This window comes from Bacillus sp. FF-1, from assembly GCF_028548245.1.
GTDB lineage: Bacteria > Bacillota > Bacilli > Bacillales > Bacillaceae_G > Bacillus_A > Bacillus_A paranthracis.
The window spans coordinates 421,261-440,574 of record NZ_JAQQGG010000002.1 but is presented as its reverse complement, the minus strand read 5'-3'; the positions used below and the strand labels follow the sequence as shown (position 1 = coordinate 440,574).

Genomic DNA, 19,314 nt, shown 5'->3' with positions numbered 1-19,314 from the left:
CAGAAAATTAATAATATATTGACCCCTTAATGGGAAGTGCTATAAAATGAAAGCGATAACAAACGATTGCTTTAAAATAATTTCCCTGATCTTTTCGTATTTACAGATATATGAAGACATAAATAAACTATTTTTTTAACAATCAATGCAAACGTTTTCGTATTGGAAAGATCATTGAAATACATATGTGAAAATAACCAATACGGGGGGAAGCAAAAGAGATTTCTAGATTAATTTAAATTGTGTAATGCAGTACGGGCATAATAAATCGTCCGTACTATTTAAAGAAAGGGTGTATGTAGTGCAAATGACAAAAAGATTAATTAACAAATCAGTTTTATTGCTTACTATAATCGTTATGTTATCATCTGTTTTCTCGTTTCAAAGTGTAAAGGCAGTTTCAAATTCGAAAACAACTGAAGTTATCATTCATTACAAAGAGCAGCTTGGAAATACAAAAGACTGGAATCTTTGGTTATGGGGAGAAAATGCAAATGGTACATCTTATGAATTTACTGGTGAAGATGAATTTGGAAAGTACGCTAAGATTAATATAGATGGTGACTATAATCGTGTAGGATTCATCATTCGTACAAATGAGTGGGAAAAAGATGGTGGGGATCGTTGGATTGAAAATATAAAGGACGGTCGTGCTGAAGTATGGATTCTTTCTGGTGATGAAAAGGTATATAACGCTAAGCCTTCTTCGGATCTATCAATTCAAAAAGCAACTATTGATAGTTTCAATGAAATCACTGTAACGACGAATGTTCCATTTCATATTAAGGAACAGAAAATTGAAATTGAAGGTATTAAAATTAAGAATATTACTCCTTATGATATAAACAGTGGAGATATTACGAATAAGGTGAAAATAATTACGGAACAGAAAATTGATTTAAAACAAACATACAAAGTTAAAATAGAAAACTTAGCTGATACGAATACTGAAATTGGTAAAGTCATTCGTAGTGAGGAATTTGATCATTTATTTTATTATGGTGGTAACGATTTAGGAAATACATATACCGCGCAACATACAAAGTTCCGTGTATGGGCTCCTACTGCGAGTGAAGCGAAGTTAGTTACATATAAAAAATGGAACGATAAAATAGGTACTGAAATAAATATGCAACAAGGTGAAAAGGGCACCTGGAAAGCAGAACTTAAAGGGAATCAAAAAGGTCTCTATTATACGTATAAGGTAAAAATTGGTGATAAGTGGACAGAAGCAGTTGATCCTTATGCACGTGCTGCTTCTGTAAATGGAGATAAAGGTGCGGTTATTGATTTAGAAGAAACAAATCCGAAAAAATGGAACACTAACAAAAAGCCTAAATTAAAAAATCCGGAAGATGCTATTATTTATGAATTGCATGTACGTGATCTTTCTATTCAGCCCGAAAGTGGCATTAAACAGAAAGGAAAATATTTAGGTGTAACAGAAAAAGGAACAAAAGGGCCAGAAGGTGTAAAAACAGGACTTGATCATATAAAGGACCTTGGTGTTACTCACGTTCAGTTTTTACCGATATTTGATTATGCTTCAGTAAATGAAGAGAATGTAAACGAACCACAATATAACTGGGGATATGATCCGAAAAATTTCAATGTTCCAGAGGGATCTTATTCTACAAATCCATATGAGCCAACTGTTCGAATAACTGAATTAAAGCAAATGGTTCAAACATTGCACGATAATAACCTTCGCGTTGTTATGGATGTAGTTTATAACCATATGTATAATGCTACTGAATCTAATTTTCATAAGTTAGTTCCAGGTTATTATTATCGTTACAATGAAGACGGAACATTTGCAAATGGCACTGGTGTAGGAAATGATACTGCTTCAGAACGAAAAATGATGAGGAAATTTATGATTGATTCAATAACATACTGGGCAAAAGAATACAATTTAGACGGATTCCGTTTTGATTTAATGGGTATTCATGATTATGAAACAATGAATGAAATACGTAAAGCTGTTAATCAAATTGACCCTTCTATTATACTGCATGGAGAAGGTTGGGATTTAAATACACCTCTTGCAGCAGAGTTGAAAGCAAATCAAAAAAATGCAGAGAAAATGAAAGGGATTGCTCATTTTAACGATAATATACGTGATGGATTAAAAGGTAGTGTATTTGAAGAGAAAGAAAATGGGTTTGTAAATGGAAAGGAACACATGGAAGACCGTATTAAAAAAGGTATTACCGCAGGCATTGACTACGATACAAATTCGTCGACTTACCAAGATCCAGAGCAGGTGCTAACTTATGTGGAAGCGCATGATAATCATACATTATGGGATAAACTTGAGTTGACTAATCCAAGTGACAGTGAAGAAGTGCGAAAACAAATGCATAAATTATCTTCTTCGATTTTATTAACATCACAAGGTATTCCGTTCTTACATGCGGGACAAGAGTTTATGCGCACGAAATATGGTGATCATAACAGTTACAAATCTCCAGATTCAATTAACCAGATGGATTGGCTGCGCCGAGCAACGTTTAATAATGAAGTAGATTATATGAAGGGTTTAATAGAATTACGCAAAAAGTACTCAGCTTTTCGAATGACATCTGCAGAGCAAATAAAAACACATATATCATTTATTCATGCTCCGAAAAATACTGTAGCTTATACAATAGAGGGGAATAAAAATGAATACTTTACGGTGGCTCACAATGCAAATAGAGAAGCTGTTGAAATAACACTTCCATCGAAAGGTCCTTGGAAAGTACTAGTAGACGGGAAGCAGGCGGGAAGTAAACCACTTTCTGTTGTCCATGACAATAAAATTAAAGTTCCTGCATTAAGTTCATTTGTTTTAAAAACAGAGAAACCGATTAAATAAATGCCAAAAGCGAACGAAAGATTGTTTTCGCTTCGCTTTTAAAGTTAAAATAGTATAATTTCACATACTGTAATTATATTACAATTTAATAAAAAAAGAGAAGAACTTACCAAGGTTCTTCTCTTTTTTATATGTAATTATCTTTTCCGTGGTTGTGAATATGGCAAAAAGCAAGACGATGAATCTATTTTCAAAGTGACGAGAAAATGACAAAACTGTAAGAATGCATGAATGATTGTAAGAAAGTTCGATGTTTTCCTTTTTCTTTTTTTATTAAAGTGAAAAAGAAGAAAGCGGTGTCATAAGAGGTTGGTATTTTTAGGTGGGTACAATAACCAACACTATCCATGTAATAAAAGTATATGGCAATCAGTAAGACACCTTACTAATAAGGAGGGATTTGAAATGTCTTTTTCTCAATTCAATATCGATATTTTTCGAGCCATTAATGATTTAGGTAAACAATATTCATTCCTAAACCCGGCCATAGTATTTTTGGCAGAATATATGGTATATATTTTAGCTTTAATTATTTTAACTTATTGGTTTATTGGATCTAGAAAAAGTAGGATGATGGTTATTCAAGCGATGGTTGCTTTTGTAATTGCTGAGGTGATTGGAAAAATAGCAGGGAAATTCCATCTGAATTATCAACCGTTTGCAGTATTGCCTCATGTTAATAAACTTGTCGACCATGCTGTAGATAATTCATTTCCTAGTGACCATACGATTCTCTTTTTTTCAATTTGTTTTTCGTTTTGGCTTGTTCGTAAAAAAACTGGATGGCTATGGCTTATACTTGCGCTTTGTATAGCGATCTCTCGTATTTGGGTAGGGGTTCATTATCCTTTTGATGTTGCAGTAGGGGCTTTAATAGGATGTATTTCGGCGGTATTTTCGCATTGGTTAGTACCGAAATTATCTTTAATTAGGCAATTACTTACTCAATATGAAAGAGTAGAGAAACATGTTTTACCATCCAAAAACAAATCAAAAGGATTGTGAGTATAGACCTTTATCACCCTCATTACTATTCTTCACAAGTTGAATGTTCAATGCACTTATTTACATTCATGAAGATGAAAAGGAATGGGTAGTACATCTAGGTAATAAAATAGCTTGTTACCTAGATGTATAATCTAAATGCTGTTCCGTTAACATTTTGAATGTATCGTTATTGCAGAATTAAACCTACAATCATAATGAAACTAAATAGTATCATCCAACCAAACGCACAATAGCCGAAGATTCTAATCCATTTTGGCAATTGATTCATGTTAACTCTATTTGTGGGAACTCCTTGCATAAAAAACATCATTTTTTGATCTCTATCCCTATTATTTTGTTGTTCATACATAATATCATCACCTTTCTAGAACTATTGTGTTTATAGTATATCAGTCTGAAGAAAATTATGTATAAGGGCTCGTTTGCATCTTGCGTGGTGAATTTTATAAATAGCGAAAAAGAGTCCTATATAAATGGGACTCTTTTTCTTCAAGTATTAACTTACTGGATATGCATTAGAACCAAGATAACGTTCTTTTATAATTTGTAGATGATGAAGCTCATGTCCAGCTATGATGTATGCTAATGCACGAACTGTAACTTCGGATTTGTTCGCATTTCCTCTTTGTAACCAAGTGTCTTGATCTAAGTTTTTCAGTAAATGCACGGTAGATTGGCGAACAACTATTAAATTCTCAAGAAGATCTTGCATAGATTGCTTATCAAAAGCAGCTTTAAGAACATACATATCATCGTTATAGCCTGGAAGTTCTGCTGTCTCGCCTCGAGCGATAGATAACAAGCGATACGCCATAACACGTTCTGTATCCGCAATATGGCCGATTACTTCTTTTATACTCCATTTAGTAGGAGCATATCGAAAAAGTCCCTCACTATCAGAAATGTCTTTTAATAAAAGATTCGTTTCCTCTATTTGTTGTTCTAAAATTTGTATGATATTTCCGTCTGATACTAAGTTAACATACGTAGCATAATAAGAGTTATATTCACTTGCCTTTGGTCTAATTTGCATACGAATCATCCTTTATATTTAATCTTTACGTACAGCTTATCACAAAATACTTTCAAATTAATCTGAAAGTTATAAATTATAATTAAAAAATTCACCTACTACCTTAGTTGAAATTATGTACTTTCACATCAATTAACAAACAGAAAAAGGATTTTTGATTTAACTCTTAGAATAGCGTTCTATTAGGAGTTTTTTGATATGAATTGTTTTTTGATTACTTTTGATGATAACTAAGAAATATAGAAAGGTTGTGAATTTATTTGATGGGTTATAAAGCTATGCTGTTTGATTTAGATGATACGTTACTTAATAGGGATAAGGCAGTAGATACATTGTTTTTATTTGTTTTAGAAAAATGTTATGAAGATGTTAGTGATACAGTTAAAAACAATATGCTACGGAAATTTAAAGAATATGATAAAAGGGAATACGGCATGAGTGATAAAGCAATAGTTTTAGAATCGTTGTTTGATGAATTTTCGCCGAAGTATAGGTTGCAACGCAATTATATCCAAGATTTTTGGAATGAAAATTTCCCTAAATGTTTTTCAATAGACAAAAATACTATTCATTTCTTAAATCATATAAAGAAGCACTTTGAAGTTGGAATTATAACAAATGGCTCAACTCAAAGGCAAAAGGCTAAAATAATTAACACAAATTTAAACAATTACTTTGATACGATCATTATTTCTGAAGAAGTAGGATTGAGTAAACCGGATAAACGTATATTTGAACTAGCATTAAATAAACTTGATGTGCAACCAGAAGATGTATTATTTGTTGGAGATGACTTAGAAAAGGATATTGCTGGTCCTCAAAATGCAAATATAAAAGGTGTGTGGTTTAACCCTCAGAAAATCAAGAATACTACCAAAATACAACCATATGCTGAGATTAACACTTTGGATAGCTTGTTAAGTTATGTTACGCCACAATATTTTTTTAACAAGTAAAATTAATTTCATTGACCGTATTAGTAATAAAAAATAGAGGCGATTTTAATAGCTGCGGTTAATTTAATCTATGATTCATACGAAGTTTTGTAAAACAATTTTACTTATACTGTGTAAATTATAAAGGGGTGAGACTATGGAAATAAAGAAAGTAGTAATCGATGGAATCAATATTGCGGTCATTAGAAATGATAAGGTATTAATATCCGATGTTCAATCTGCATTAGATACTATGGCAACTGTTCAATATGAGGTAGATGCGAAGCATATTATTATCCATAAATCTTTAATAAGTGAAGATTTCTTTGATCTAAAAACACGTCTTGCGGGCGATATTCTTCAAAAGTTTATAAACTACAAGGTGAAATTTGCTATTGTTGGAGATTTCTCTATGTATACTAGTAAAAGCTTAAAGGATTTTATTTATGAATGTAATAAAGGTAAAGATATTTTTTACTTAGCAACTGAACAACAAGCAATTGAAAAACTAAGTACATTAAAGTAATAATTATATCTTGCTAAATCCCCCGATTTCACTTAGTTCATGATTATATACGATATAGAAGAACTGACGTTTGTGGTAAACTAAGAAATGAATAAAGGGGGAGTTTTCTTGAACAATTTTAATGATACAATCCGACATTTAAACAATATAGTTTACAAACCTAACAATTTAATAATTACGAATCTAAAAGAAGAAAAGCAAAACGCAGAATATGCAGGATGTATATTTCACTTAAATAACAAAACCATTCGTTTTAGAAAATCAAAAATTACTCCTAATAAAATTGGTCAATTTGTTTCTTTTTGGGAGAAAGATGACGATATGCAAAATCAAGCATTCTCTTATGACGCTGCTCCTGACTTATTAATTATTACTTGTATAGATGATAACAAACTAGGACAATTTATTTTCCCTAAAGATATTCTTCTTAAAGAAAAAATCTTGAGAACACAAAATCAAAAAGGCAAGATGGCTATGAGGATTTATCCGATCTGGGATACCCCTGTTAGCAACCAAGCTAAAAAGAGCCAAATGTGGCAGCTTCAGTATTTTGTTGATTTAAGCGATCAAAACGCATGGGCACTTGAGAATGGACATATAACGATTATTCTAAATTATGATAACGTACGATACGTAATTGATGTAGGTATTGCTTCATTAGTACCTCTAGTCCCTGTGCCTTTTACTGGTGAGGCTGTTTCTTCTAAAAATGGTACGTATCGAGTGAGACGAAAAGATACGAGTAAAGGGAATTACGTTCTAGAAAGAAAAGATACGAACGGTGAGTGGAAAGTATGTCATGCTTTTTATAATCGTATCATTGATGAAATAGTAGTGAATGATGTTCAAAAAAGAGTAGTAGAAGATGAGAAATCTATTTTCAATAAAGGACCAATTGCAGTGAAATTGACGGAATCTGGTCATGTCTCTTTAACCAATACTAGTTTCACTGAAATAGTTCATGGCGAAAAAGCGAAACGTGAAATTACAGAAGAGCAATATAGAGAGCTTTTAAATACTTTATTTGCTATTGAGTTATGATAACGCGAATAGCTAGCCGGTTCTTATGAAGAATCGGTTATTTTAATTTAAAACAATTATTAAAGTTTGATTTTCTTAATAGATATAATACACTAGAACAGTATAAAAAAGGATAAACAATGAATTTTAAATGTAAAGGAAGATTTTTATGTCAATAATCGATAAATTAAAGCTTAATAAGTATTCAAATATGGTCGTAATTAATGAACCAAGTGATTATGACATTTTTACTGGGAAAGAAACTGCATTTTCAAAAGAACACGATGCTATTTTTATTTTTGTAGAAACACTGGATGAAATGGTGAAACAAACGAATTATATTATTAGTAATGAAGAATTATTAATTGAAAAAGGATACATATTCTTCGCATATCCGAAAAAAGGAAATTCTCGCTACAGTACGTTTATTCACCGTGATGAGATGTTTCCAGCATTAAACGTTGGAGAAGATGGATATGTGGGAGAAAGCGATATTAAATTTGCGCGAATGGTAAGTATGGATGACATCTTTACTATTGTAGGTTTAAAGCGTGAGAAGAAAAAAGCGACGAAAACGCCTGCAATGAGCCAATGTGTAGCTGATTATGCAGATCGAATTCAAGATGTTGAAGCTTTATTAGCTAATCATCCAAATGAACTTAAGTTTTATCAAAGTTTAACACCTGGATACAAAAAAGATTGGGCACGTAATCTGTTTTCTGTCAAACAAGAAAAAACACGTGAAAAACGTTTTGAAAAGATGATTGAGGTTCTATCACAAGGCTATAAAACAATTGATTTATTCCGCAAAAAGAAAAAATAAGATTAGGAAAGTCACAATGATGCAACAATTAATTGCGATGAGTACATTGAAAAAAGTATTCCTTCCATTATACTAAGGGATGTTCTTATATTTATATAATTAGCAAAAGAGAAAAGGTGTTTGAAATGAAATCGTATATTGTAGTTGGAGCTGGTATTTTAGGAGCGTCTACTGCTTACCATCTTGCTAAGGCTGGCGCGAACGTTACTATCGTGGATCGTCAACAAGTAGGTCAAGCAACAGATGCAGCAGCAGGTATTGTCTGTCCATGGCTTTCGCAACGTCGTAATAAAGCATGGTATAAAATCGTTAAAGGCGGTGCACGTTACTATTCTTCGTTAATTCAGCAATTAGAAGACGACGGTGAAACGGATACAGGTTACAACCGTGTAGGTGCAATTAGTTTACATACTGATGAGAAAAAACTAGATCAAATGGAAGAGCGAGCGTATAAACGTCGTGAAGATGCCCCAGAGATTGGTGAAATCAATCGCTTATCAGCTGAAGAAACGAAAAAATTATTCCCAGCATTATCAGAAGAATTTAGTTCTGTTCATATTAGTGGTGCTGCACGAGTAAATGGAAGGTTATTACGTAATGCATTAATAAGTGCTGCGAAAAAACATGGTGCAACTTTTATAAAAGGCAATGCAGTATTAGTCCGTGAAGGTAGTCAAATTACGGGAGTTAAAGTAAACGATGAAACAATTTTAGCAGAGAAGGTTATTGTAACGGCTGGTGCATGGGCGAACGAAATCTTAAACCCATTAGGAATTAACTTCTTAGTTACATTCCAAAAAGGACAAATTGTTCATTTGCAAATGGAAAATACAGCAACAGAAAATATGCCAGTTGTTATGCCGCCAAATGATCAATACATTTTAACATTTGACAATGGCCATGTCGTAATTGGTGCAACACATGAGAATGATACTGGTTTCGATCACCGTGTAACGGCTGGTGGTTTAAATGAAGTATTCCATAAAGCATTAACAGTTGCACCTGGCTTAGAAAATGCTACTATGCTTGAAACGAGAGTTGGATTTAGACCATTCACACCAGGGTTCTTACCTGTAATTGGCCCGCTTCCTAACTTTGAAGGTATTCTCGTTGCAAACGGATTAGGTGCCTCAGGTTTAACTGCAGGTCCATATTTAGGATCAGAACTTGCTAAGTTAGCGCTGGGACAACCAATTGAGTTAGATTTAAATGATTATGACGTTGCGGGCGCAATTGAATAACATCGGGTATGAAAAAATACACTAAGCAAATTCGATAGGAAATAAGTAGTTTTTTCTCCGTTCAGAGTAAGACTGTTTACGAAAAATGAAATTCTTTAAAAATAAAGAGCCGACACCATGAACGTGCATTATTAATGTAGAATTGTGATGTTTGCTCTTTATTTCTATTTATTTAAAGCTTTTTTTGAGAGGAGGTTAAGTAATGAGAGCACCATATCAAGTATTAATATTTCCTTATATAAAAACTGACGATTCTATTCAATATGCGATTTTCAACCGAAGTGATTATGGTTATTGGCAAGGAATAGCTGGTGGTGGAGAAGACGGTGAGATTCCTATTGAATCAGCAAAACGTGAAGCGTTTGAAGAGGCTGGTATTACAAGAGAATGTTCATATATACAATTAGATTCTGTGTCTTCACTACCAGTAGAGGATGTAGTTGGAGAATTCCTTTGGGGAGATGACGTTTATGTAATAAAAGAATTTTCGTTTGGAGTTAAAGTACCTACAAAAAACATCTCATTATCTAAAGAACACTTACATTATAAATGGTTATGCTTTGAGGAAGCCGTAACGTATTTGAAGTGGGATAGCAACAAAACAGCATTGTGGGAATTAAACAAAAGACTATTAAAACAATAAAAGTGTTAGCTAACAAAGATAGTAGTAGAACAAGAATTGAACAATTTAAAAAAATCAAATATAGATTTGGCATGACCAATGAACCAAGAGAACTTGCACTAAGAAAAGCTCTATACAGTTGCCTCTGAAAAAATGAAAATAGTTAGAAATATTTTTTTGTTGTATGGTTTTTGGCTCTGAATAGCGGAATACATATTAAGTATTCAACAGTTCAAATAAAACGAGTCATCTTTTTATTTGAAGAAGAAAGATGACCAGTTTTATGCTAAAATTCGCTTAGTGTATATTTTCGTTAAAATGTGGGCAGGCCCACTTTTAGCAAAACCGGAGTGGAAATGATGAGTATAAATTGTTTTGTGGGATTGATAAAGAATGAATTATTAAAAGAGATAAGCATAAGAAGCGAGGATGAATCCGAGCCTGTAGTAGTTAAAGATATTCCTAGACTTTGGAAGTGTTTAGGGAAAGGTAATTATGCCGCGGTATTCATGCACAAAGAGTACAAAGATTGGGTAGTGAAAGTATACGCGCGCGAAGGAGAAGGCATTGAAAAAGAGTCAGAAGTATACCGCAGAATCGGAAACCATCCTTCTTATTCAAAGCTTATTTATAAAGGAGAAAATTTCATAGTATTGAAACGGTTAAAAGAAATTACCTTATACGATGCTGTTCATAAAGGGATTAAAATCCCTAAGCAGGTGATCCTTGATATCAATAAAGCTTTAGAGTATGCAAGAGAACAAGGATTAACCCCCTGCGATGTTCACGGGAAAAATGTGATGATGGAAAAAGGAAGGGGATATGTAGTCGATGTATCTGATTTCTTAAAAACAAATGAAGATAGTAAGTGGAGAGATCTAGAAAAGGCATATTTTACATTTTATTTGCCTTTCATTTATAAATTGCCTTTCCCTGTTAAAATTCCGTATTTTATGTTAAACATTGTTAGACGTTCGTATAGAAAATATAAGAATCTTAAAAAGAAATTCAAGTTGTAATACTTATAAGTGAACCGCTAGTAAACAAAAGGACCGTACATATTAGAGATGTACGGTCCTAATCTTTTTTATGCATACATATTTTTGCTAGTTATATCACTATCAATCCCAAAACGAGATATTTTGAATAAATGAAATCGTCAAAATAAGTGTTGATGCGGAACCAGCAGTTAATAACATTACTATTTTTCGTCCATTCTGTTTTTTTGAAGGTTTTATAAGTTCTGTAATCAACACAATCCATATTATTATAGAAACTATAGAAATAATATTTATAGACATATGTAACACATCCCTTCGTGTTTTTACATAAACATTTCTTTTTTATAAATTAAAAGCAGTTTAACAATAAAATATGTACAGCATTATAAATCAATATTTTCCTGTTAAACCATCTTTTTTAAATAGAAATACGACTGATAAAATAATAACAACAACCTTCAAACTGCCCCAATATGGATAAATAGCATGATCTGTTAGATTAGCATGCTGAAAAATGTTCTCTAATCCAAAAATCCCAATAATGACCGCTAAAAGAAAAGCAGCTTTTCCAATAGTTGTATTACGATAGAGGGTAAATAAATATAGTGCAAATATAAGCGGTAAGATGATTTGTAGTAAAAGTGTCATAAGTAGCCCTCCTAGTTTATTTATAATTATATTATATACAAAATTGTAATAAAAAGGAATTTCTCTTTTTGATACTAATAAGATCCCTCTAATCATACTCTTCTATTAAAAAGAATATAAAGGGGTGTAAAGTTAATTGACAAAAGTTAAAGTTCGTTTACGACCCATTGTTCATAACATCAATTTACCCACTGTAATAAAAACAGCAATTCTTCCAGGTGAATCGGCTGAAAGGCTATTTATTGCAACGCAATTAGGAGAGGTTTTCTACATAGGAGATGGCGTCATAAAAACATTTTTAAATATTCGTCCGCGAATTATAAAATTAGGCACATCTGAAGAAGGTGTCTCTAGTAGTGGTTATGATGAACGAGGATTGCTAGGACTAGCATTTCATCCACAATTTTATCAAAACGGTTTATTTTATCTTCATTATTCTGTCGCTGGCACTCAAGGACCTAGTGCACTTTCTGAACAATTTAAACCGAATCCTTGTGACCCGAAAACTTTAAATTTAAAATGGCTAAATAGAGATACGCAATATGATCATATCGATACAATTGAAGAATGGATTTTACAATCAAACGGTCACCCTCAAAAACGTAGAACATTACTTAATATAAAACGCCCATTTTTTAATCATAATGGAGTAAATACTTTAAACTTTTCTCCAGAGACGGGGAAACTTGTTTTTACAAATGGAGATGGTGGCTCGGGTTATGATCCGTTCAATTTAAGCCAAGATGATTTAGAAATAGCAGGTAAAATTATTGAAATCGATGTAAGTAAAAATACATTCATAAATAATCCTCCAGTCGTTACACGCTTTAATGAACTTCCTCTATCTATACAAGAAACACTTACAGTAATTGCGAAAGGTGTTCGTAATATAACCGGTATTTCATTCCAAAGGTTTTATAATCAGTATATTAAATATACAGGTAATGTCGGACAGGATATTGTAGAGTCTATTTTTTCATTTGTTCAATATAAACCAATCCGGGTTACCGAACTTGTTCAAATGCATGTAATGAGACTCACCCCCAATCAAGATGGATTTATTAATTTTGGTTGGAGAGGATGGGAAGGAGAATTGCCTACTTCTTTTATAAAACACTGTTCTGAAAATCCTACTTTTGATGAGAGAACAATGGCTTATTATAATGAAACAATAGAAACATCAGTGAAGCGAATTCAGCCACTCATTAGTTATTTTCATAAAGATCCAAGACCGGATAAGTTTGGAGGAACTTCACTAACAGGCGTTCAACCATATATGGGAACTGCAATCCCGAATTTACATGGTAGTGTTGTGTTTACTGACCTTGCTAGAAAAGAAGAGTCTCGGCCGCCAGTTAAAGGTGTATTAGCATATACTAGAGCAGGTACAGATGGTAAACATACTGATTTTCATGTTATTGAAACTGATTATGATTTTGGTACGCAATCAGCTTATTATATGAGTTTAGGAACAAATTTGGATCAAACTAGGTTATATTTAGGAGTTTACGGTTCTATGAAAGTAACTGATTTTAACAAAGGTACCATTTTTGAAATTATCCCTTAATACGATATACACTCGTAGTTTAATCGTACAAGGAATTCCCTTTGTTTTAAAACGTACAAGTTCTCCCCCTAAAAGCCTTTTATTGTATAGTAACTCATTACAAGTAGAACACAGCTCATAAACCACTAGTGTATGAATAAGATAGAAAGTGATGGATGAGATATCTTTAGGGGGTATTTTGATGAATCGATTTGTACGTTATTGGTGTCAACTTATGATAAAGAATAATGGGGACTTTGTTCATAAAAGAAAATTATCCCTAGCAAATAAAGTAGTCATTACAGCTTTAATGAGTGCTTTGGCCACCATGTTTCAAGCAGCAGGTAACTTAATTCCTGGTATAGGGTTATTTATTAGCCCTTTTGCGACGTTACCAATTTTTTTGGCGATTTGCTACTCTATTCGTGAGGGAGTACTTTCTTATTTCCTTACTATTCTCCTATTATTTATTATTGAGCCAAGTGAACTAATTGTTTTTCCTTTTACTACAGGTTTATTAGGTATAGCCTTAGGGCTTTCCTTTATACAATTCAAGAGGAGAATTTGGGTTGTTTCCTTTTCTGCAATTTGTCTACTTATAGGAATTATGATAGTTCTCGATATTTTCCGTTTTCCAGTACTTGGTCCTACTATTCATACAACTATGGATATAAAAATTATTTTATCAATATTTATACTGAGCTTTCTATACTGCTGGATCTATGCAGGGCTTTGTAGAATATTGTTGAATAGAGTATATAGAGTATGGTTTTAACACTTGTATGGAATGGAGACTTAAAAACATGTATAACGTTGCAATTAGGAGACCAAATTCGGATGATTTAGAGGAACTACACTTATTTTTCCGTATAGTTATTACGAATACATATAAAGACGAAGGATTATCACAACTATTGGATGACATAGAAAATGAAATTGACATGAAAAAGCAATATTTGAAAACAGATTTTGATAGTAATGGAGAAAAACGTTACTTTTTATTAGCAATTGATACAAATAACGATAAAATCATCGGAACAATTGAAGTTGGTCCAGCAAGTACGTTGATTAATAGTTGTACAGGCGGTGTACTTAAAGATTTGTATGAAATAGGAACTGTTTTTATACTGCCGGAGTATCAAAAAAAGGGTATCGGGAGTTTACTACTAAATGCAATATTTCTTACGTTACTTAGCAAAGGTATAACAGAGTACTGTTTAGATAGTGGCTACAAAAAAGCACAAAGTATATGGACGAAGAAGTTTGGAGAGCCTAGTTATGTACTGAAAAATTATTGGGGAGAATCAAGTGATCATATAATTTGGAAGAAGAGTTTATATGATACACCTATAATATTTGAATTATAAAATGAAATATGGCTATGAACGTAGCTTTTCTTACATATGTATGCTATTATTTATCTTTATAATAAAAGAGGACGTGAATGAACTTGATTAAAATTAGTATCCCTGAAGTTGATGTTACAATTACTGAACGTAAACAAGTTATTAGAGGAGACGAGCCAAGAATTACGCCAATCAATGGTTTTATCGATTTCCACTTGTTCCCTAGAGATAAAGGCGGCATTTTTATGTTTTACAATATTAATGACGAACTACTTTTCGTAGGTAAAGCTCGTAAAATTAGACAACGTATTAAGAAGCATTTTGAAGATAATGTTTCTCCAATCAAAAACCACCGTGATGAAGTATACCGCATTGATGCATGTATCGTAGAAGATCCAACTGAAAGAGAAATTTACGAAACATATATCATTAACGAATACAAAGCAAAATATAACGTTGATAAAGTATTCTATAAATAAGCAATAAAAAAACAATCCTAGCACATATACTGGGATTGTTTTTTTAGTTAGATTTAGCCCTCATATTTTTCTCCTTTTTTTAAATGATTAGCAGCAATAAAACAAACTACACCTATACATATAAGTACAATTCCAATTGTTTTATGTTTTCCAAAAAAGAAAGGAATATCAGAAATAACATTTGTCATACATAACCCTACAAATACAAGGATAGGTCCTATCCACAGTAATACATTGCCGAATTTTGTATGTTTCCGCATAGTAAGCCTCCTCATCCCTTTTTACATATATATCCATGAATTGAAAGTAAATTCATAGAGAAATATAGTTTTTTTCATATCGAAAATTTAACCTTCATATATTGGTACAAGCAAACAAGAAAGGGGCCCATCATGAATTGGTTAGAAGCTTTTATATTAGGGATCATACAAGGTTTAACAGAGTTTTTACCGATAAGTAGTACAGGTCATCTTTATTTAGGAAGGCATTTGTTTCAATTAGATGAAGCAGGATTGTTTTTAGATACGATGCTGCACATTGGGACTTTACTTGCGGTGTTTATTTATTACAAAAAAGAATTTATATATTTAATCAAAAATCCGTTTTCAAAGCTGATGCTACTACTTATTGTTGGGACGATACCTGCGGTTGTAATAGGGTTGTTATTTAAAGACTTTTTTGAGGATATTTCAAAAACAGGTATTACGATTGGTTGGGAGTTTTTAGTGACCGGATTCTTCCTCTACATGGCGGATAAACAAAAGAATGGTCGTAAAAAAATGGATGACATTACATATAAAGATGCATTTATCATCGGTTCATTTCAAGCAGCGGCTATTTTTCCGGCTATTTCTCGTTCTGGTATGACAATCGTCGCTGCATTATGGAGGAAGTTAGACCGCGAAACCGCTGCTTACTTTTCCTTTTTATTATCAACGCCAGCTATTGTCGGAGCTATCATTTTGCAATTTGCAGATGTTTTTCAAGGGAAAGCAGAATCTATTTCTAGTACATCTTTAATTGTCGGAACGTTATCAGCTGCGTTTTTCGGTTACATAGCCGTTTCATGGATGATTCAATATCTAAAAAATCATTCCTTAAAAGTATTCGCGTATTATGTATGGGGATTAGGTATTTTAATTTTAACATTGCAATTTACTGATGTGTTTTAAGTATAATGATAAAGAAGTTAATTAGTTTAAGATCCTGTTTCATTCATACAAGGCAGGATCTCTTTTTATTAAGGGGGAAAACATGTTTAATAAGGCTATCGTTATTGGTGGAAGTATGGCAGGAAAGCTCGCAGCAAAAGCATTATCAACTTCTTTTAAAGAAATAATCATTATAGAAGCTGGTGAAAGATGGGATGGAAAGTCTTCGAGAAAAAGAGTTCCACAAAGTAATCATCCTCATGTGTTATTAAAAGGCGGAGAAAACGCCATTGAGGAATTGTTTCCAAATATTACGAACGAATTAATAGAAGCAGGTAGTATCGTAAATAACTTTACTCGCGATTTAAAATGGCATCAATTTGGTTTATGGAAACAGCCATTCACAGGAGAAGTACATATGATTCAACAAAGTAGGTTTTTGCTTGAATGGCATATTCAAAAACGAATACATCAAATTTCAAATATCACCAGTAAATTTAAAACACTAGTGGAAGGGTTAATAGTAGACAGAAAGGCTAACAAAGTATGTGGAGTAAAAGTTAAATGTTTAGAGACAGGCATACAAGAAGAAATACATGCAGATATTGTTGTTGATGCAAGTGGATTTAGTTCAAAAAGTATAGAGTGGCTACGAGAATACGAAATTGAAGTACAAGAAGAGAAAGTTCGTATTAATTTATTTTACGCAACGAAAATGTTTAAACTTAAAGAAAATGAGGAGTTAGACTGCTGTAATATGCTAATGTCTCCAAGTTTCCCTGACAATCCGCATGGTGTTCTTATTCAAACGATTGAGGATAATCGTTATTTTGTTACTTTCAGCGGGTATGCAAGTGAGAAAGCACCACAAACAGATGAGGAATTTTATAATTTTGCTGAAAATCTATCAATCTCCAATGTTACAGATTTCCTAAATAAAGCGGAGGCAATTTCAGATATCAAAACGTATAAAATTCCTTATCAAGTACGTCGGAGATTTGATCTCACTACAAATATGCCAGAAGGATTATTAGTCGTTGGAGATGCACACTGTCGTTTTGATCCTGTTTTCGGTCAAGGTGTTTCCGTTGCAGCTATGGAAGCTCACCAGTTGCAATTACTTCTGCAAGGTAGAAAACAACTTGATAAAACATTTACAAAACAATTTTATAAAAAGGCAGCTACTATAATAGAAACCCCTTGGGATATGACAACAACGGAAATATCACGTCACCCGCAGCTACAGAGAGAATTAACTACAAAACAAAAATTTCAGCTATGGTATACGAAACAAATATATCGACTATCCGCAAGTAATTCTGATGTTTATATTCGGTTAGTACGAGTGATGAATTTAATTCGTAATCCATTTCACCTATTTCATCCAAAAGTGCTACTTGCTGTGTTATTAAAACGAAAGAAATAGCAGGAAAATAGTTGATTAAAAAAGAATATATAACAGTTAGTAGATATAGAAGGGGTAATCGAAATGAAAATATACATAGAACAATTAAAGAAACACGATGCTAAGGATTTATTTACGTTTGAACTTACGAATAAGTCTTTTTTTGAAACAATGGTACCTAATCGTGGCTCGCAATATTTTGATTTTGAATATTTTCAAAAACTACTAGATGATTTATTAATAGAACAGGCGGATGGAGAATCTTATTTTTATTTAATTCGTAACGAAGAAAATGAAATTGTAGGAAGAATAAATTTAATAGATATAGATTCGGAGACTCGAATCAGTTCGTTAGGTTATCGGGTCGGAGAAAAATTTACTAAAAAAGGAGTTGCAACTGCAGCCGTAAAATTAATTTTAGACGTAGCAAAAAATAATGAAATTAATGAGGTTCATGCTAAAACAACTTCTAATAATCTTGCATCACAAATTGTACTAGAAAAAAGCGGGTTTTCTTCTTATCAAAACGAAGCAGATACAACATCTGTACAATTGAATGGGGAACAGGTGAATTTTGTACATTATATTTGGAGAAATACTTCGCGCTTATAAGAAGGGGGACTTATTCATGAATGATTTACGATATCCAATTGGGCAATTTACATACAAACGTCCTATAACGGAAGACATGATAGATACATGGATTCAAGAAATTGAAGATTTACCTAATGAACTAACGAAAGCTATTAAAGATTTAGATCAGAAGCAGTTAGACACACCGTACCGCGTTGGTGGATGGACAGTTCGTCAAGTAGTCCATCACGTTGTTGACAGCCACATGAATAGCTACATACGCTTTAAATTAGCACTAACAGAAAAGAATCCAACGATTAAACCATATAAAGAAGAAAAGTGGGCAGAATTACCTGATTCTAAATTACCAGTAGATGTTTCATTAGTAATGTTAGAGTCATTACATAAAAGATGGGTTAACCTTTTATATTCTTTAGAACTTGAAGATTTAGAAAAGACATTTAACCATCCAGATACTGGTGAAACAAAACTTGCTGCTGCAATTGGACTATATGCATGGCATGGTCGTCATCATACAGCTCATATAACTTCATTAAGAAAACGACTAAATTGGTAACATGGAGATTACATTAGAGAAGGCAACAGAAAGTGATGCAGCAGTTTTATTTCAAATGCAAATAGACTCATTTAACCCTTTATTACATAAATATAAAGACTATGAAACAAACCCAGCAAATGAATCTATTGAAAAAACTATATTTAGAATAAATAATCCCAGCAGTAATTTTTATAAGATGATAATAGATTCGAAACTTGTTGGAGCGATATGTATATCCCAAAAAGAACTACCTTATAAATTTTGGATCAGTCCAATGTTTATTCATCCAATCTATCAAGGGAAAGGAATTGCTCAGAAGGTACTTATTTTAATTGAAGAGATGTTTCCAGAAGCACGAAGTTTTGAACTTGCTACGATTTTAGAAGAAGAAAGAAATTGTTTTCTATACGAAAAGATGGGATATAAAAGAACAGAAGTAACTAAGAAATTAAATGATAAAACTACACTTATTTATTACAAAAAAGAAAGGTAAAGCGTTTAAAATACGCTTTACCTTTTTATGTTATTTTAGATTAAA

At 32.6% G+C, this 19,314-nt stretch carries 22 protein-coding genes and 1 pseudogene; 18 read left to right on the top strand and 5 right to left on the bottom strand.

From position 1 onward, the window contains the following. Positions 1-301: 301 nt before the first annotated feature. Entirely contained in the window at positions 302-2,860 is a 2,559-nt protein-coding gene (pulA, locus tag PQF83_RS07660) for a type I pullulanase (protein ID WP_001178496.1), read from the top strand. A gap of 405 nt (positions 2,861-3,265) precedes the next feature. Further along, a complete protein-coding gene (locus PQF83_RS07655; protein ID WP_000010578.1) occupies positions 3,266-3,865 on the top strand; it encodes an undecaprenyl-diphosphatase in 600 nt (199 codons plus the stop codon). A gap of 169 nt (positions 3,866-4,034) precedes the next feature. Here PQF83_RS07655 and PQF83_RS07650 read toward each other — a convergent pair whose 3' ends face one another. After that, complete coding sequence (locus tag PQF83_RS07650) at positions 4,035-4,217, bottom strand: hypothetical protein (protein WP_000273226.1); 183 nt, start codon at positions 4,215-4,217, stop codon at positions 4,035-4,037. Positions 4,218-4,364: 147 nt separating this feature from the next. Further along, positions 4,365-4,901 (bottom strand): DinB family protein, encoded by a 537-nt coding sequence (locus PQF83_RS07645; RefSeq protein WP_001167121.1) that lies wholly within the window; start codon positions 4,899-4,901, stop codon positions 4,365-4,367. Positions 4,902-5,164: 263 nt separating this feature from the next. On the opposite strand from PQF83_RS07645, the gene PQF83_RS07640 reads away from it, so the two are divergent. The 7 genes from PQF83_RS07640 (at position 5,165) to PQF83_RS07610 (ending at position 11,087) form a co-directional block, all read left to right on the top strand. After that, positions 5,165-5,857: an HAD family hydrolase gene (locus PQF83_RS07640; RefSeq protein WP_000540741.1), complete on the top strand. Its 693-nt coding sequence runs from the start codon at positions 5,165-5,167 to the stop codon at positions 5,855-5,857. Positions 5,858-5,993: 136 nt separating this feature from the next. Beyond that, positions 5,994-6,362: a DUF4180 domain-containing protein gene (locus PQF83_RS07635; RefSeq protein ID WP_000403460.1), complete on the top strand. Its 369-nt coding sequence runs from the start codon at positions 5,994-5,996 to the stop codon at positions 6,360-6,362. Between the two features lie 87 nt (positions 6,363-6,449). Continuing rightward, entirely contained in the window at positions 6,450-7,403 is a 954-nt protein-coding gene (locus PQF83_RS07630) for a MepB family protein (protein ID WP_272792293.1), read from the top strand. 148 nt (positions 7,404-7,551) lie between these two features. After that, the gene (locus PQF83_RS07625; RefSeq protein ID WP_000022222.1) at positions 7,552-8,205 is read left to right on the top strand and encodes a YdeI/OmpD-associated family protein; all 654 of its coding nucleotides are present in this window, start codon (positions 7,552-7,554) and stop codon (positions 8,203-8,205) included. A gap of 125 nt (positions 8,206-8,330) precedes the next feature. Continuing rightward, positions 8,331-9,446: an NAD(P)/FAD-dependent oxidoreductase gene (locus PQF83_RS07620; protein WP_002163627.1), complete on the top strand. Its 1,116-nt coding sequence runs from the start codon at positions 8,331-8,333 to the stop codon at positions 9,444-9,446. A 202-nt stretch (positions 9,447-9,648) separates the two neighbouring features. Beyond that, positions 9,649-10,089, top strand: coding sequence for an NUDIX hydrolase (locus PQF83_RS07615; protein WP_001202608.1), 441 nt, complete (start codon positions 9,649-9,651; stop codon positions 10,087-10,089). Positions 10,090-10,424: 335 nt separating this feature from the next. Beyond that, positions 10,425-11,087: a serine/threonine protein kinase gene (locus tag PQF83_RS07610; RefSeq protein WP_002163628.1), complete on the top strand. Its 663-nt coding sequence runs from the start codon at positions 10,425-10,427 to the stop codon at positions 11,085-11,087. Between the two features lie 102 nt (positions 11,088-11,189). Here the strand turns inward: PQF83_RS07610 and PQF83_RS07605 are convergent, their stop codons facing one another. Together PQF83_RS07605 and PQF83_RS07600 are read right to left on the bottom strand one after the other, a co-directional pair. Next, positions 11,190-11,369: a hypothetical protein gene (locus tag PQF83_RS07605; RefSeq protein WP_000026330.1), complete on the bottom strand. Its 180-nt coding sequence runs from the start codon at positions 11,367-11,369 to the stop codon at positions 11,190-11,192. Between the two features lie 90 nt (positions 11,370-11,459). Then, on the bottom strand, positions 11,460-11,717 hold the full coding sequence (locus tag PQF83_RS07600; protein WP_000173558.1) for a hypothetical protein: 258 nt from the start codon (positions 11,715-11,717) through the stop codon (positions 11,460-11,462). A 136-nt stretch (positions 11,718-11,853) separates the two neighbouring features. Here PQF83_RS07600 and PQF83_RS07595 point away from each other — a divergent pair, with 136 nt between their 5' ends. The 4 genes from PQF83_RS07595 (at position 11,854) to PQF83_RS07580 (ending at position 15,088) form a co-directional block, all read left to right on the top strand. Next, positions 11,854-13,284 (top strand): PQQ-dependent sugar dehydrogenase, encoded by a 1,431-nt coding sequence (locus PQF83_RS07595; protein ID WP_272792292.1) that lies wholly within the window; start codon positions 11,854-11,856, stop codon positions 13,282-13,284. A gap of 181 nt (positions 13,285-13,465) precedes the next feature. Further along, on the top strand, positions 13,466-14,038 hold the full coding sequence (locus PQF83_RS07590; RefSeq protein WP_001079219.1) for a hypothetical protein: 573 nt from the start codon (positions 13,466-13,468) through the stop codon (positions 14,036-14,038). A 28-nt stretch (positions 14,039-14,066) separates the two neighbouring features. Further along, a complete protein-coding gene (locus PQF83_RS07585) occupies positions 14,067-14,630 on the top strand; it encodes a GNAT family N-acetyltransferase (protein ID WP_000282916.1) in 564 nt (187 codons plus the stop codon). A gap of 77 nt (positions 14,631-14,707) precedes the next feature. Then, positions 14,708-15,088: a nucleotide excision repair endonuclease gene (locus tag PQF83_RS07580; RefSeq protein WP_001048949.1), complete on the top strand. Its 381-nt coding sequence runs from the start codon at positions 14,708-14,710 to the stop codon at positions 15,086-15,088. 53 nt (positions 15,089-15,141) lie between these two features. Here PQF83_RS07580 and PQF83_RS07575 read toward each other — a convergent pair whose 3' ends face one another. Further along, a complete protein-coding gene (locus tag PQF83_RS07575; protein ID WP_001225587.1) occupies positions 15,142-15,348 on the bottom strand; it encodes a hypothetical protein in 207 nt (68 codons plus the stop codon). A gap of 132 nt (positions 15,349-15,480) precedes the next feature. Here PQF83_RS07575 and PQF83_RS07570 point away from each other — a divergent pair, with 132 nt between their 5' ends. From PQF83_RS07570 to PQF83_RS07550, 5 genes and pseudogenes are all read left to right on the top strand, one after another. Continuing rightward, positions 15,481-16,260 carry an undecaprenyl-diphosphate phosphatase gene (locus tag PQF83_RS07570; protein ID WP_001104264.1) on the top strand — a complete coding sequence of 260 codons (780 nt, stop codon included), beginning with the start codon at positions 15,481-15,483 and terminating at the stop codon, positions 16,258-16,260. Between the two features lie 82 nt (positions 16,261-16,342). Beyond that, complete coding sequence (locus PQF83_RS07565; RefSeq protein ID WP_000482072.1) at positions 16,343-17,665, top strand: FAD-dependent monooxygenase; 1,323 nt, start codon at positions 16,343-16,345, stop codon at positions 17,663-17,665. 63 nt (positions 17,666-17,728) lie between these two features. Continuing rightward, a complete protein-coding gene (locus PQF83_RS07560; RefSeq protein ID WP_000708331.1) occupies positions 17,729-18,256 on the top strand; it encodes a GNAT family N-acetyltransferase in 528 nt (175 codons plus the stop codon). Positions 18,257-18,272: 16 nt separating this feature from the next. Beyond that, positions 18,273-18,794, top strand: coding sequence for a YfiT family bacillithiol transferase (locus PQF83_RS07555; RefSeq protein ID WP_000999059.1), 522 nt, complete (start codon positions 18,273-18,275; stop codon positions 18,792-18,794). Position 18,795: 1 nt separating this feature from the next. After that, positions 18,796-19,269, top strand: a pseudogene (locus PQF83_RS07550) (GNAT family N-acetyltransferase); the annotation flags it as partial. Positions 19,270-19,314 lie beyond the last annotated feature (45 nt).